Source organism: Streptomyces katrae (assembly GCF_000966975.1).
GTDB classification, from domain to species: Bacteria; Actinomycetota; Actinomycetes; order Streptomycetales; family Streptomycetaceae; genus Streptomyces; species Streptomyces katrae.
This window is the reverse complement of sequence record NZ_JZWV01000483.1, coordinates 1-14,508: the sequence shown is the minus strand read 5'-3', so window position 1 is coordinate 14,508 and position 14,508 is coordinate 1. Positions and strand designations below refer to the sequence as shown.

The 14,508-nt window shown below is 72.2% G+C and carries 14 protein-coding genes and 1 pseudogene; 13 read left to right on the top strand and 2 right to left on the bottom strand.

All coding sequences use genetic code 11. The features are described 5' to 3' along the window. Window positions 1-521, top strand: a 521-nt coding sequence (locus VR44_RS17890) for a DUF4232 domain-containing protein (RefSeq protein WP_045948517.1), incomplete at its 5' end; no start/stop codon positions are given. A 22-nt stretch (window positions 522-543) separates the two neighbouring features. On the opposite strand, the gene VR44_RS17885 is transcribed toward VR44_RS17890, so the two are convergent. After that, window positions 544-1,251: a hypothetical protein gene (locus VR44_RS17885; protein WP_045948516.1), complete on the bottom strand. Its 708-nt coding sequence runs from the start codon at window positions 1,249-1,251 to the stop codon at window positions 544-546. Between the two features lie 201 nt (window positions 1,252-1,452). Here VR44_RS17885 and VR44_RS17880 point away from each other — a divergent pair, with 201 nt between their 5' ends. From VR44_RS17880 to VR44_RS17830, 12 genes and pseudogenes are all read left to right on the top strand, one after another. Continuing rightward, window positions 1,453-2,433: an SMP-30/gluconolactonase/LRE family protein gene (locus VR44_RS17880; protein ID WP_045948515.1), complete on the top strand. Its 981-nt coding sequence runs from the start codon at window positions 1,453-1,455 to the stop codon at window positions 2,431-2,433. Window positions 2,434-2,930: 497 nt separating this feature from the next. Beyond that, complete coding sequence (locus VR44_RS17875; protein WP_045948514.1) at window positions 2,931-3,458, top strand: HPP family protein; 528 nt, start codon at window positions 2,931-2,933, stop codon at window positions 3,456-3,458. Window positions 3,459-3,530: 72 nt separating this feature from the next. After that, a complete protein-coding gene (locus tag VR44_RS17870) occupies window positions 3,531-4,166 on the top strand; it encodes an HD domain-containing protein (protein WP_045948513.1) in 636 nt (211 codons plus the stop codon). A gap of 31 nt (window positions 4,167-4,197) precedes the next feature. Next, window positions 4,198-5,685: a vanadium-dependent haloperoxidase gene (locus tag VR44_RS17865; protein WP_052713680.1), complete on the top strand. Its 1,488-nt coding sequence runs from the start codon at window positions 4,198-4,200 to the stop codon at window positions 5,683-5,685. A gap of 27 nt (window positions 5,686-5,712) precedes the next feature. Continuing rightward, window positions 5,713-6,126: a cupin domain-containing protein gene (locus tag VR44_RS17860; protein WP_045948512.1), complete on the top strand. Its 414-nt coding sequence runs from the start codon at window positions 5,713-5,715 to the stop codon at window positions 6,124-6,126. Window positions 6,127-6,293: 167 nt separating this feature from the next. Then, a complete protein-coding gene (locus tag VR44_RS17855; RefSeq protein WP_342669361.1) occupies window positions 6,294-6,707 on the top strand; it encodes a cobalamin B12-binding domain-containing protein in 414 nt (137 codons plus the stop codon). Beyond that, a complete protein-coding gene (locus VR44_RS17850) occupies window positions 6,704-8,008 on the top strand; it encodes a methylaspartate mutase (protein WP_052713679.1) in 1,305 nt (434 codons plus the stop codon). The genes VR44_RS17855 and VR44_RS17850 overlap by 4 nt, the downstream gene beginning before the upstream one ends. 2 nt (window positions 8,009-8,010) lie before the next feature. Then, window positions 8,011-9,846: an FAD/NAD(P)-binding protein gene (locus VR44_RS17845; protein WP_052713678.1), complete on the top strand. Its 1,836-nt coding sequence runs from the start codon at window positions 8,011-8,013 to the stop codon at window positions 9,844-9,846. After that, the gene (locus tag VR44_RS17840; protein ID WP_045948510.1) at window positions 9,843-11,516 is read left to right on the top strand and encodes an AMP-binding protein; all 1,674 of its coding nucleotides are present in this window, start codon (window positions 9,843-9,845) and stop codon (window positions 11,514-11,516) included. Before VR44_RS17845 ends, VR44_RS17840 begins: the two co-directional genes overlap by 4 nt. Window positions 11,517-11,633: 117 nt before the next feature. After that, entirely contained in the window at window positions 11,634-12,530 is an 897-nt protein-coding gene (locus tag VR44_RS17835) for a LysR family transcriptional regulator (protein ID WP_045948518.1), read from the top strand. A 50-nt stretch (window positions 12,531-12,580) separates the two neighbouring features. Then, a pseudogene (locus VR44_RS48855) lies at window positions 12,581-12,985 on the top strand (cytochrome P450); the annotation flags it as partial. Between the two features lie 110 nt (window positions 12,986-13,095). Then, entirely contained in the window at window positions 13,096-13,965 is an 870-nt protein-coding gene (locus VR44_RS17830) for a cytochrome P450 (RefSeq protein ID WP_245691914.1), read from the top strand. A gap of 13 nt (window positions 13,966-13,978) precedes the next feature. Here VR44_RS17830 and VR44_RS17825 read toward each other — a convergent pair. After that, window positions 13,979-14,508, bottom strand: a 530-nt coding sequence (locus VR44_RS17825; protein WP_045948509.1) for an amidase family protein, incomplete at its 5' end; no start/stop codon positions are given.

The window sequence follows — 14,508 nt, the reverse complement described above, 5'->3', positions numbered from 1 at the left end:
GCTCCGGGGGCTCCTCCTCCACCGGCGGCACGGGCGGCGGCGCGAAGCCGACGGCCTCGGCGCCGGGTTCCGGCGGCAAGGCGAAGGCCTGCACCATGCAGGACATCGAGGTCTCCCCGGCCCACCTGGCGGACGTCCGCCCTCCCGGCACCGGGACGGGGGCCGTGCTCATCTCGGTGACCAGCCACACGGCCTGCACCCTGAACGGCTTCCCGCAGGTCGCGGGCGCGGGCAACGGGTCGCCCGACAAGAACCTCCCGCTGGCCACCACCAACAGCGGCACGGCCGCCCCGGTGACGCTCACCCCGGGGGCCCGCGCCTGGACGAAGCTGACCTTCGTCAACGTCCAGGGCGAGGCGGACGGCTACTGCGTGTCCGGCTCCACGCCGGTGGTCTTCCCCACCCTCGTCATCCGTGTCCCGGGCGCGGGCGCGCACCAGATCGGCATGGACGACGGGCAGTTCGCGGAGTGCGACAACAAGGTGACCGTCACCCCCTTCTCCCTCACCAAGCCCGCCTGACCGGTCCCGGCTGCGGGACCGGTCAGGAGACCCCGTACCACTGACTGCCCCAGCCGGTGTTGATGGTGCTGGTGGACTGCTCGGCGAGGTTGAGGGTGGCCGGCAGGGAGGTCTGTCCGGTCAGGACCGTGCTGTAGCGCAGGGCCGGGGGCGTCAGACCCGCGTTCACGGAGATGCCGGCGCCGGTGGCCTTCAGTGTGAGGGCGTTGGTGGCCCAGTTGCCGTTCAGCAGGAGCGCGATGAAGTAGGTGCCGGTGCCCGCGGTGAACGGCTTGGTCAGGGGCAGCGGCTTGGCCACCGCGTCGGTCATCAGCTGGGGCGAGATGTCGGCGGTGGACGCGACCAGCTTGCCGGTGGCGTCGTACACGCCGAGGTAGCAGTTGGAGAGCTGGGCGTTCGCGTCGACGCCGGCCAGGCCCAGCCAGATGTTCGACCAGGTGATCTGCTCGCGCAGGCCGATCCGCACCAGGGTGATCCGGCCGCCGACCCCCGCCGCCGACTGGGCGGTGACGTGCCCCGCGTCGTTGGGGTCGCCGGTCCAGGCCAGCAGGTTCTGGTCCTGCGGGCGGGGGCCCTCGTACCCGGATCCGCCGCCCTGCACGGGCGCGGGCGCGGCCGCCGGGGTGCCCGTGGCCGCGTGCGGGCCGCCGTCCGAGGAGGTGCACCCGGACAGGGCGAGCAGGGCCGCGAGGGTGGCGGCGAGGCCGGCGGTGGTGGTACGGGTGCGCATGGTCCCCCCATGTGGTGCGGATGTGCCGGGGTCATCGTCACATGCGTCCCTGTGGTCGCGGCAAGCACCCGGCTCGCGGGCCTGCGAGGGGAGGGTTCCGGCCTGCCCGCGGGCGGAGTTGGCCCGGGAACCCGTCGTCTGGCAGCGCCTCCGGGCCGATACTGCACGGGGCGCACGGCCCCGGGCCGGGGAGGGGAACCGATGGGGCGGAACGGACTGTCGCGCGGCGGGGTACGCCGACGCGGGCGCGGGACCACGGCGTTGGCCGTGCTGGGCGTGCTGGGGGCCGGGGTGCTCGTACCCGCCGCGCCGGCCGGGGCGGCGCCGCGCTGCGGTTCCTCCGGTGCGGGAGGCGGGCCGGTGCAGGTGGCCCACGTGCCGGACTGGACGGAGTCGATCGCGGTGGACCGGCGGGGCCGGATGTTCGCCACCGCGTACTTCAGCGGCCGCGTCTACCGCATCGACGCGCCGGGCGCGGCCCCCGTCGCGCTCACCGGGAACATCGGCGCCAACGGCGGGATCGTGGTCCGCGAGGACGGCAAGCTGCTCGTGGGCACGGGCAACGACCTCGCGCACTCGCTGACCGGGGACCTGCTGCCGGTCTCGAAGCTGCTGGAGGTGGACCCGGAGACCGGGGACGTCGGCGTGTACGCCTCGGGGCTCGGCGGGATCGACGGGGTCGCCCTGGCACCCGACGGGACCGTGTACACGACGACCCTGGGCGGTACGGCCATCGGCCGCGTCACCCCGGACCGCCGGGTGGACCCCGCGTGGGCCCGGGTGCCGCAACCCAACGGGATCGCGGTCTCCCCGGACGGGGCGGAGGTGTACGTCGTCCAGACCACCCTCGCACCCGGCGTGTACCGGATCCCCGCCGCGGACCCGGGACACCCGCGACGGTGGGTCACGGCCACGGGAACCGACGCGGTGGGCCTGCCGGACGGACTCACCCTCGACGGACGGGGCCGGCCACTGATCGCCACCCACGCGGCGGGCGAGGTGTGGAGGGTGGAGGACGGGACGCTGTGCGCGGTGGCCTCCGGCCCGGAACTGCGCCTGTCCACGCAGCTCGTGTACGGACGCGGCGGCGGGGGTTTCGCCGCAGGCCGCCTGTACCGGGCCGGCGTGGACGGACGCGTCTACGAGCTGCCGGACGGCGCCGAGGGCCCCGTCGGGGGCTGAGCGTCCGTCCCTGCGGCCGGGCGTCCCGGCAGGCCGGAAGTCGCACCTCTGGCCGCCCGGAGTGGTGGCTTGAACAGGTCGGCGGCGACGGCGTCACGTCCGTGTGCGGTGGGTGACGCGCGTCTCAATGCTCGGTATGTGGACGGCGAAGCGGGGTACCGCCCCGGTGGGGCGGCACCGGGGCGGTGTGGTCGCGGGGCAGGTCAGGCCGGGTTTACCGGCCGGCCATAGAGCCACCTGCCGGGGGCATAGGCAGACTTGTGGGCAAGCCTGCCTATGCCCCCTCACGCCGCTGGTTATTTGAATGCTCGAACTTCCCTCCCGTAGTTTTCAGTCATCGCCGCGAGGCGACGCAAAACCGGGGGATTTACCACAGCACGAACCGGCCGGCCGGGAAAGGCCGATGGCCACATCCCTGTTCCAGGCACGGATGTTCTCTGCTGTTTTCAGGCTGGTTTCTCTCCTCGGTGTCCACCGATATCAAGGAGGCTGAAAACATGCCCGCATCCCGGACATCCACGCAAGAGTCCCCTTCGAGGGCCTGGGTGAGCAAGGCGCCGCCGCGCCCCGGCTGGGGTGCGGTCGCCACAGCGACCGCGGCTTCGGTCACCGGGCTCGTGGCCCTCGTGGCCGCGGGGAAAGCCTTGGACCAGGTCCTGCTGATCCCGCCGCTCGCGGCGAGCGCGGCACTGGTGTACGGCGCTCCCGGCCTCCCGTTGTCGCAGCCGCGCAGTGTCATCGGCGGGCAGTTCCTCTCCGCCGTGACCGGCTTCGTCGTGCTCTGGGCCGCCGGTGGTTCGGCGTGGGCCGCGGCGGTTGCGGGAGGTCTGGCGCTGGGGGTGATGCAGCTGGCCCGGACTCCGCATTCGCCGGCCGCCGCGACGGCGGTGATCGTGGTGGCGACAAAACCGGATGCGGCACTCTTCCTTCCGCTTCTGGTACTGGCCACGGCCGTTCTCGTCCTGATCGGGATCATCGCCGGACGCACCCGGGCCGGTTCCCGCTACCCGGCCTACTGGTGGTGAATTCCGCCGCCTTTCCCGCCCCGTTCACCTTTCTTCCTCCTCCATGCATTCGAATCGAAAAGGGTCACTGTCATGAGCGAGATCGCCGGTATCAAGATTCCGGACAGCAAGCTGGCGAAGGAAGCCACCGAACTGATCCGTGAGGCCACGGACGACCTGATCTACCACCACTCCCGCCGCGTGTTCGTGTGGGGGGCGCTCCAGGGCGCGAACCGCGGGCTCTCCTTCGACCCCGAACTCCTGTACGTCGGAGCCATGTTCCACGACCTGGGCCTGACCGAGCCGTACCGGGACAACGACCAGCGCTTCGAGATCGACGGTGCGGACGAGGCCCGCAAGTTCCTCCTCGCCCGGGGCGTGGACGCCGACAGCGCCCGGATCGTGTGGGAGGCGATCGCCCTGCACACGACCCCGGAGATCCCCACCCGCATGGCTCCGGAGATCGCCCTCGTCACGGCCGGCGTCGAACTCGACGTCCTCGGACTCGGCTACCACGACGTGTCGGAGGAGACCCGGGCCGCCGTGGTCGCCGCCCACCCCCGGCCCGACTTCAAGAACAACATCCTCCAGGCCTTCAACGACGGGATCACCCGCCGTCCGGGCACCACGTTCGGCAACGTCAAGGCCGACGTACTGGCCGCTTACACCGACGGCTACGTCCGCCCGAACTTCGTGGACGTCATCAAGAACTCCGCCTGGGCCGAGTAGGACGCCGAGCAGAACAAAGGACTTCCCGATCATGAACAAGCATGCCCCCCGCCGTCACCTGGTGCTGTCCGCGGCCATCGCGGTCGCCCTGACGGCCGTGACGCTGCCGGCGCACGCGGCAGTCCCCCACGAGCGCGCCGCCGGCCAGGCGGACGCGGAGAACGTGGTCCTCCAGTGGAACAAGGAGATCACCACGGCGCTCACCGTCAATCACATCGGCTCGGAGCACCCGACCCCGCCCCCCGTCGGCGCCCGTACGTTCGCCGTCGTGCACGAGGCGGTCTACGACGCGTGGGCCGGCTACGACGACAGGGCCGTGGGGACCCAGCTCGGCGGCGAGCTGCGCCGCCCCCGTGCGGAGCGGACCTACGAGAACAAGCGCAAGGCGGTGTCGTTCGCCGCGGCGCTCGCCCTGACGGATCTGTTCCCCCGGCAGAAGGCCGCCTTCGACGCGAAGCTGACCGAGCTGGGCTACGACCCGGCCGAGGCCGCCGCGCCGCGGAAGGGTTCGCCGGCGGACGTCGCGGCGAAGGCCGTCGCGGCGGTCACCAAGGTCCGTCACGAGGACGGCTCCAACCAGCTGGCCACGCCGTCGTACGCGGTACCGGAGAACTACTACGCGCCGGTCAACCCACCGCAGGACGTGGCCGCCTTCGACAAGTCGGCGATCGTGGACCCGTCCCGCTGGGCGCCGCAGCGGGTGAACGGCATGGTGCACAACTTCCTCACCCCGCAGTTCGCCTCGATGAAGCCGTTCCTCGTCAAGAACCCGGACCGCTACCTCCCGCCCCCGCCGCCGAAGTACGGGAGCAAGGAATCCCGTGCCGCCATCGCCAAGGCGCTGGAACGCAACGCGAACCTGACGGAGAAGGAGAAGGCGCTCGCCGAGTACTGGCAGTACGGCGCCGGCACGTCCTCGTCGATCCCGCAGGAGTGGGCGGCGTTCGTCTCCCGGCGTGACCGGCACGGCCTCGACGAGGACGTGAAGATGTTCTTCGCGCTGAACATCGCCGAAGGCGACGAAGCACGCGCCGACTGGCAGACCAAGGTCTCCTACGACTACGGCCGCCCCGTCACGATGATCCGCTACATGTACGCCGGCCAGAAGATCCAGGGCTACGCCGGGCCGAACCAGGGCACGCAGACCATCGACGGCGCCACCTGGCAGCCCTACCTGAAGACCCCCGCGTTCGCCGCGTACGGGTCCGGCCACACCGGCTTCACCGCCGCCGGGGCGGAGATCCTCAAGCAGTACACCGGCTCCGACTCCTTCGGCGGCAGCGGCCTGATCAAGGCCGGCAGCTCGAAGATCGAAAAGAACATGCCCAGTCAGGACATCGCCCTGAAGTGGCCCACGTTCAGCGCCGCGGCGAAGGAAGTCGGCGACTCCCGCCTTTACGGCGGCGTGCACTGGGAGTTCGACCACACCGTGGCCGACACCCAGGGCCGCAAGCTCGCCCGCGACGTGTGGCGCGAGGCGCAGACCTACTTCAACGGCACGCACCACAACGGCCGCTGAACCCCCCTACCCGAGAGTGAGGAACCGATGTCGGCTGAGATCGAGTACATCAGGAACGTGTTCCGCAGCGGCTTCGAGCTGACGGACATCACCTGGTCGTCGTGGGACGAACCGGGCCGGATCGGCGTGGAGCACCACGTGCTGTGGGCTCCGGACGCCGAGCAGGGCGAGGACTCCGTCGGCCTGCTGCTGCGGTTCCCGCCGACCGCCCACGGCGACTTCCACGAGCACACCGGATACGAGCTCATGCTGGTCCTCGACGGACAGCTCGACCACTCGGACGGCGTCTCGTACTTCAAGGGCGACCTGGTGGTGGAGGGCCCCGGCACCGAGCACCGCATGTCGTCGTCGTCCGGCTGCACCGTGCTCGCGATCCGCACGAAGCCGGCCGAGGCGCGCACACCGAGCAAGCCGATCCGCGAGGTGACCTCGGCGGCCTGACACCCCGTAAGGCTGCGGAAAACGCTGCGCCCCCGGGTCTCTGGACAGTCCCGGGGGCGCAGCCCTTGGCAAAGGCACAACCATTCGAATCACGCTTGGGAGTGAGATCCATGGCTCTGCCCTCGACCGCAAAGGGTAGCCACCCCGCCCATGCGGGGAAACCCCGGGTGCTGGTCTCCAGCACCTCGTCCGACTCGCACACCTGGAACCTCGTCTTCCTTCAGCTGCTGCTGGAGGAGATGGGCAATGACGTCGTGAACATCGGCTCCTGCGTCCCGGACGATCTGCTGATCGCCGAATGCCGTCGGCACCGGCCGGACATGGTGGTGATCTCCAGCGTCAACGGCCACGGCGCCCTGGACGGGGAGCGCCTGATCACCGCGCTGCGGGCCGAGCCGGATCTGTCGCGGCTGCCGGTGGTCATCGGCGGCAAGCTCGGCACCCGCGGTTCGTCGGTGTTCGGGCAGCGGCTGATGGACGCCGGGTTCGACGCCGTCTTCGAAGACTCCGCCGGCATCGAGCCGTTCCGCTCCTACCTGGAGCTCGCGCCGCATGCGGTCGAGCTGGAGGCGACCGCATGACCGGCACCGCGGTACCGCCCCAGGGGCGGTTCGCCGGGGCGGTGGCGGCTGCCGCGGCCCGCGGGGTGCTGGTGGTGCAGCCGCGCATGGGCATGCCGCTGCCGGCCGACATGCGGGCCGGGCTGGCGGCCGTGCGCCGGGCGCGGGCGGCCACCGTCGGCACGATCACCCTGGACAGCTACACCCGCGTGGGCGACCACGCCTCCGCCCGCAAGGCCCTCGCCGAGGGCAGCGACCTGAACGGGTTCCCGATCGTCGCCCACGGCGCGGAGGAGACCCGCCGGATGATCGACGCCCTGGACGACCCGCGGTTCGCCATCCAGGTCCGGCACGGTTCCCCGTTGCCCCTGGGGATCGTCGAGGCCCTGGCCGACGCCGGGCTGGACGCCACGGAAGGCGGCCCCGTCTCCTACTGCCTCCCGTACAGCCGCACGCCCTTGAGGGACGCCGTGGACGCCTGGGCCCGCAGTTGTGAGGTGCTGGCCGAACGGGTGCCGGGTGCGCACCTGGAGTCCTTCGGCGGGTGCATGCTCGGGCAGATGTGCCCGCCGGCCCTCCTGGTCGCGATCAGCGTCCTGGAGGGAATCTTCTTCCGCCGGCACGGGCTGACCAGTGTCTCCCTGAGCTACGCGCAGCAGACCAGCTTCCCCCAGGACCGGGAAGCGCTCGCGGCGATGCGCCGCCTGGCCTCCGAGTACCTGGACGGGGTGGCCTGGCACGTCGTGCTCTACACGTACATGGGCGTGTTCCCGCAGACCGAGGCCGGGGCGATGGAGCTGCTGCGGTCCAGCGCCGTCCTGGCGCAGGTGACGGGCACGGAGCGGCTGATCGTGAAGACCGCGGCGGAGGCGTTCCGCATCCCGACCGTCGCGGACAACGTGTACGCCCTGGAGGAAGCCGCCGGGGCGGCCCGTGGCGCCGATCCCACCACGGTGCCGGAGGCGGACGACAGCGGCCTGTACGAGGAGGCCCGCACCCTGGTGGAGAGCGTCCTCGAACTGGATCCCGATGTGGGCCGGGCTCTGCTGAAGGCCTTCTCCCGCGGCCTGCTGGACGTGCCGTTCTGCCTGCACGCCGACAACGCCGGGAAGTCCCGCGCCTACGTGGACCAGGGCGGCCGGCTGCAATGGCTGTCCGCCGGATCCATGCCCGTGCGGGCCGTGGCCCCGGCCGGCGCCGGACGGCTGACCGCCGACGGCTTCCTGACGATGCTCTCCCACGTGCAGCGCCGCTTCGACGGGCCCGTCCTCGAACGGGGCCGGGGCCGCAGCGGGCTCACTTCCTCTCCTTCGAAGGTGTGACGATGATGATCAACACTCGTGGCGGCTGCCTGCCCCGCACTCTGGTCGTGGTCGGAACCGGGCCGCGCGGCATCTCCGTGATCGAGGCCATGGCCGCCCGGCTCGCCGGCAGCGACCCCGAACAGCCGCTCCGCATCTACGCCGTCGACGACACCGAGGTCGGTGCCGGGCGGGTGTGGCGCACCGACCAGGACGACTGGTACACGATGAACACGGTGGCCGGGCAGATCACCATGTACTCCGGTGTCCCGGACGGTGGACCGTGGCGGCCCGGCGCCGGCCCGGCGCTGGACGAGTGGGCCCGGGGCACCGAGGGGGAGAAGGACCTCGGGCCGGACGACTACGCCAGCCGCCGCACCTACGGGCGCTACCTGAAGTCGGTGTTCCACACGGTCCGCCAGAACCTGCCCGCACATGTGGAACTGATCGCCCTGAACCGCAGGGTGACCGGGCTGGAGCGGCGGCCGGTGGGCGGGTGGCTGGTGGAACTGGACCAGGCGCCGTTCCTCGTCGCCGCCGATCAGGTCCTCCTCGCCACCGGTCACCCGGTCAACTCCCCCGACGCGTTCGAGCAGCGCATGCGCGACTTCGCCGAAAGCCGTGACGGCGTGCACTACCTCCACGGAGACTCGGCCGCCGACATGCCGCTCGGCACGCGCACGATCCCCGCCGGCACGACCGTGGCGGTGAAGGGGCTCGGGCTGTCGTTCTACGACGTGATGCTCGCCCTGACCGTCGGCCGTGGCGGCGAGTTCAAGCGGAACGACGAGGGGCGGCTGGAATACCTGCCGTCCGGGCAGGAACCGAGGATCGTGGCCGGGTCCCGCAGTTCTCTGCCGATCCCCGCGCGGGGGGTGAACCAGAAGGCGCCGGACCACACCTATCAGCCGGTTTTCCTGACCAGGCAGGCGATCGAGGCCGCGAAGGCACGGCAGAAGCGGGCGAACGGGCACGAGCAGCTGTCGTTCGCCCGGCATGTGCTGCCGCTGATCCTCCAGGAACTCGAACACGTCTACCAGAAGACGCACCGGGAGACCGGCGGCACCGGCCAACTGCCGCCGCTGGACCTGGAGAAGCTGGCCCGTCCCTTCACCGGTGAGGGCTTCGCGTCCCCCGCGGCGTTCCATGCCCGGCTGCTGGAGGTGATGCGGGAGGACCTGCGCCAGGCGTACCTCGGAAACGCCCGGGGGCCCTTGAAGGCCGCCCTGGACGTCCTGCGGGACACCCGGGCCGTGGTGCGGGAGGCAACGGACTTCGGCGGGCTGCTGCCCGCCAGCCACGACACCGAGTTCGTACGCGACTTCCTGCCCGGCAACGCGCTGCTGTCCGCCGGTCCGCCCGTGGAGCGGGTCGAGCAGCTGGTGGCGCTCGTCGAGCGGGGCACGGTGGAGATCGCCGGCCCCGAGACCCGCTTCGACACCTGCGAGGAAACCGGCATGTTCACCGTGTCCTCGCCGCGCGTGGCGGGCTCACAGCGGCGGGCGGCCGTGCTGATCGACGCCCGCATCCCCACGCCCGACCTGCGGCGGGACACCTCCTGGCTGACACGGGCGATGCTGGCGTCGGGGGTGATATCCGAGTACCGGCGCACCGGCCCCCTCGGCGACGGCCACCCCACGGGCGGACTGGCCATCACCCGCTCGCCGTTCCGGGTGGTCGCCGCCGACGGCACGGTCCACGAGGACCTGTACGCGCTGGGCATCCCCACCGAGCACACCCGCTGGTTCACCCAGGTGGGCAGCGGAAAGCCCGGGCTGAACACGCTGTTCAGGCAGGACGCCGCCGCGATCGCCGAAGCCGTGCTGCAGGACGTCGGTGTGCGGGAGCGGGCCGCATGACGGGCAACGACCCCAAGGCGACGGCCGCGTTCCGGGCGGCCCGCGACATCCTGCTGGAGACCCGCACCGATCTCGACCGCGCCCACCGCCTGTTCTCCTGGCCCCGCCTGGAGCGCTTCAACTGGGCGCTGGACTGGTTCGACGTGACAGCGGCCGGCAACCGGCGGACCGCGGTGCGGGTACTGGGGCCGGACGGTGAGGAGTCGGTCTCCTTCCAGGACTTGGCGGCACGGTCGGACCAGGTGGCGTCCTGGCTGCGGACGAACGGCGTCCGCCGCGGCGACCGGCTGCTGGTCTGCCTGAACAACGGCGTCGCGCTGTGGGAGACGATCCTCGCGGGCATCAAACTGGGCGCGGTCCTGGTCCCCACGTATCCGTCGGCGCCGGCGGGGGACCTCGCGGACCGGATCCGCCGCGCCGGGGTACGGCACGTGGTCACCGAACCGGAACTGACACCCAAGTTCCGGGAGGTGCCCGGCTCCTGGACTCCCCTGTGCACCGGTACGGCGCCTCCCGGATGGGTCCCGTACGAGGAGTCCCGGGAACAGCCGGGCGGTTTCGAGCCGGACGCCGCGACGGGGGCCGACGACCCGCTGTTCTGCTACTTCACCTCCGGTACGACGTCGCTGCCCAAGATGGTCGTGCACACCCACACCAGCTATCCGGTCGGACACCTGTCGGGCATGTACTGGAACGGTGTGCGTCCCGGGGACGTCCACCTGAACATCTCGGCGCCGGGCTGGGCGAAGCACGCCTGGAGTTCCCTGTTCGTGCCGTTCAACGCCGAGGCCTCCCTGGTGGTGTTCCGGGATCCGGCGCCGCACCCGGAGCGGATCCTCACCGCCCTGCGGGAGGCGGGGGTGAGCACCTTCTGCGCTCCGCCCACGGTGTGGCGGGGGATGGTCGCGGCCGGCCTCGGCGCACGGCCGGCGGGGCTCAGGGAGGCCACGTCGGCGGGTGAACCCCTGGACGCTTCGCTGATCGACCCGGTCCGGGCGGCCTGGGGGGTGTGGCTGCGGGACGGGTACGGGCAGACGGAGACCACGTGCCAGGTGGGCAACCCGCCCGGCCGGGTACCGGAGCCGGGCGCGATGGGCCGGCCGATGCCCGGTTACCGGATACGGGTCGTCGACGAGGTGACCGGCCGCGACGTCGGGCCCGGCCGGGCGGGGCAGCTGTGCGTCGACCTGGAGGAGCGCCCGGCGGGGATCATGGCCGGTTACCTGGGGGACGAGGAGCGGACGGCCGAGGCGTTCGCCGGGGGGCTGTACCACACCGGGGACCTGGTCACCGTCTCCCCGTCGGGAGCGATCTCCTACCGGGGGCGGGACGACGACATGTTCAAGTCGTTCGACCACCGCATCGCCCCGCTGGAGCTCGAGACCGCGATCCTCGGCCATCCGGCGGTCGCACAGGCCGCGGTCGTTCCGGTCCCGCACGAGGAGGGTCTGTTCGTCCCGAAGGCGTTCGTGGTGCCGGCCTCCGGCTGGGAGCCGGACGCGTCCAGTGCGCGGGCGATCCTCACCCACGCGGCGACCGTCCTCCCGCCTGAAAAGATGATCAGAGTCGTACACTTCACTGACAGCCTCCCGCTGACGATCTCGGGGAAGGTCCAGCGCAGCGTGCTGCGTGACCGGCCCGTGAACGGGGGGCGCGAGTTCGCGGTATGAGAGAGCCTCGGCGGGCGGGGACCGGCAACACCGGGCGCCCGCCCGCCGAGGGGGCAGCACGGACCACGCCGAACGGCGCGCTGTGCACAGGGCCGGATGCAGGGGGCCGGCTTCTCGATGCAACTGTCTTGGCTTCAGACGTTCATGGCCGTCTACCACACCGGATCGATCACCAAGGCCGCACGGCAGCTGGGCATGTCACAGCCGTCGGTGACGCAGCAGATCCGCAGTATGGAGCTGGAGATCGGGCACCGGCTCTTCGAACGCACCACCCGGGGAACGGTCCCCACACCGCGCGGCACGGTCCTCGCCCAGGACGTGTGCGAGTCCATCGTCGAACTGAACGCGGCGATCGACCGGCACTTCACACCCGTCGCAGGAGACCGGCCGCTGCGCCTGGGCGCCACTGCGGAACTGGCTTCCACCCGGGTGATCCCGCCGGTCGCCGGTCTGGTGGCCTCGGGAACCGACGTACGCATACAGACCGGAGTCAGTCACGAGCTGCTGTCCCGCCTCGGTGAGGGCTTCCTCGACATGGTCATCTCGACCATCCGCCCGAGGCGGCGCGGAATCGAAGCGACGCCGCTGTGCGACGAGGAACTGGTGCTGGTCGCCTCGCCGCAGCTGGCGGAGGAGGCGTTCGCCGGCGGGATCGCGGAATTCGGGGATTCCCGGCTGGAAAAGGTCCCCCTCATCGCCTACGCGGAGACGCTGCCGCTGGTGACCCAGTACTGGCGGCACGTCTTCGGCACCGAACCCGACGTGCACGTGGGGGCGGTCGTCCCCGACCTGCGCGGCATCCTCGCCGCCGTGACGGCCGGGGCGGGTATCGCGGTCCTCCCGCGCTGCCTGGGCCACATGGCCCTGGAGACCGGGGAAGTGGTCACCCTCCTGGAGCCGGAGGAACCGCCGATCAACACGCTGTACCTCGCGGTACGCAACGGAGCGCTCCAGGACTACCGGTTATCGCTGCTGCACACCGAGCTGCTGCGCTGCGCCCAGCACTGGGTCTGACAACCCGCCGTACGGCCGGTGCGGGGCCGTCCGTCCGCGTACAGTCCGGGGTGTCCAGCACCTCTCGACGGCCGGGCCGACGGCCGGACAGGAGAAGTCCCGTGGCCACAGACGCCGCCCCCGCCCAGCTCCCCCGGCAGCCGGCCGGAGCGGGCGCAGGACCCGTACCCGTACCCGAACTGGACGCGGCGGCCGTGGAGTCGTGGCGTGCCGGGCGGGGGCAGCTGGTGGAGCTGCTGGCGCGGACGCGCGAGCGGCTCGGCGGGGTCGCCGCCGTCCGGCTGGGGCCCCGGCCCACCGTGCTGGTCACCGGGCCCGAGGCCGTGCGGCACGTGCTCGCGCTGCACCCGGACCGGTACGTCAAACGCTCGCACCGGGCCCGGCTGCTGATCGGTGACGGGGTGCTCTCCGCGACCGGCGAGGCCTGGAAGCGTCAACGGCGGATGCTGCAGTCGCAGTTCACCGGGCCGGGGATGCGCCGGTACGAGCAGCGGATCGCCGGGGCCGCCCGGACCGCCGCCGCCGGTACGCGCGTACCGGGGAGGTCTTCGACCTCGGGGAGGAGATGCGCCACTTCGCCCTGGACACCATCTGGCGCTCCCTCACCGGGCACCCCCTGGACCCGGCCACCGCCCGTGAACTGGCCTCCGTCGCGGCCGTGGTGGCGGCGCTGCCGACCCTGCCGGCCGATGCCGTGGAGGCACGGGAGTCGGTGGCCGGGGACCTGGCCCGGATCGACGCGGTGGCCCGGGAGGCGGTGGCCGCCGCCCGGCGCGGGGAGCCCGGCCCCGACGGGCCGGGGCTGCTCCAGGTGCTGGTCGACGCCGGCGAGGAGCGCCCCGAGTACACCGACGCGCTGGTGCGCGACGAGCTGGTGACCCTGCTGGTGGCCGGGCACGAGACCACCGCCACCACCCTCACCTGGCTGTACCTGCTGCTCGACCGGTACCCGCAGGCCCGCCGGGAGGCGCTCGCGGCCGGGGCCGGGGGATCGCCGGAGCGCAGGGAGGCGGTCCAGGCGCTGGTCAGCGAGACGCTGCGGCTGTACCCGTCGGCCTGGATCCTGCCCCGGTACACGGCGGAGGCCGACACCGTGGCCGGGTTCGCGGTGGAGGCGGACAGCGACGTACTGGTCTGCCCGTACCTGACGCACCGCGATCCGGGGCTGTGGCCGGACCCGGAGCGCTTCGACCCCCGGCGCTTCACGGCCGGGGGCCGGCGCCCCACCGCGACGGGCGCCTACCTGCCGTTCGGGATCGGGCCCCGGGCCTGTCTGGGCACGCAGTTCGCGCTGCGGGAGACGACGGTGCTGCTGGAACACCTGCTGCCCCGGTACGTGCCGGCGTTCTCCTCGGTCCCGGGCGGGGCCTCGTACGGCCTCACGGTCCGCCCGGACGGCCCGGCTCCGGCGACGCTCGCCCCGGCCGGGGGGTAGCCCCGGCCGGGAGTCAGCTCCGGGGGTCGACGGGCGTGAGGACCCCGAGGCGGTCCTCCACCGCCTGGGCGGCGGCCAGGCAGAGGTCCTCGCGGAAGGCCCGGCCGATGATCTGGACCCCGGCGGGCAGCCCGTCGCGCAGGCCGGTGGGGACCGCCACGGCCGGGACTCCGGCGAAGCTGGTCGCCGTGCACAGGCGCATGCCGGAGGCCACGCGGTCCCGGCCCGCCCGGTCGCGTGACTCCAGTCCGGGCTCGACCGGGGGCTCGGTGAAGGAGGGGCCGAGGACCAGCGGGTGGGCGTCGAGGAACTCGGCCCAGGAGCGCCGGATGCCGAGCCAGGTGCCCATCAGCCCGACGAGTTCGGCGGCGGTGGCGGGCGGCGTGCGTTCCATGGCCAGCTGGATGTAGCGGTCCCCGCCCTCTCCGAGCAGGGTGCGGACCGCCGGCCAGGCCGGGGCGAACTCGGTGCAGGTGATGCGGTCGTAGGCGTCGAGGGTCTCCTCCAGCCGCGGTACGTCCGGCACTTCGCACACCTCGTACC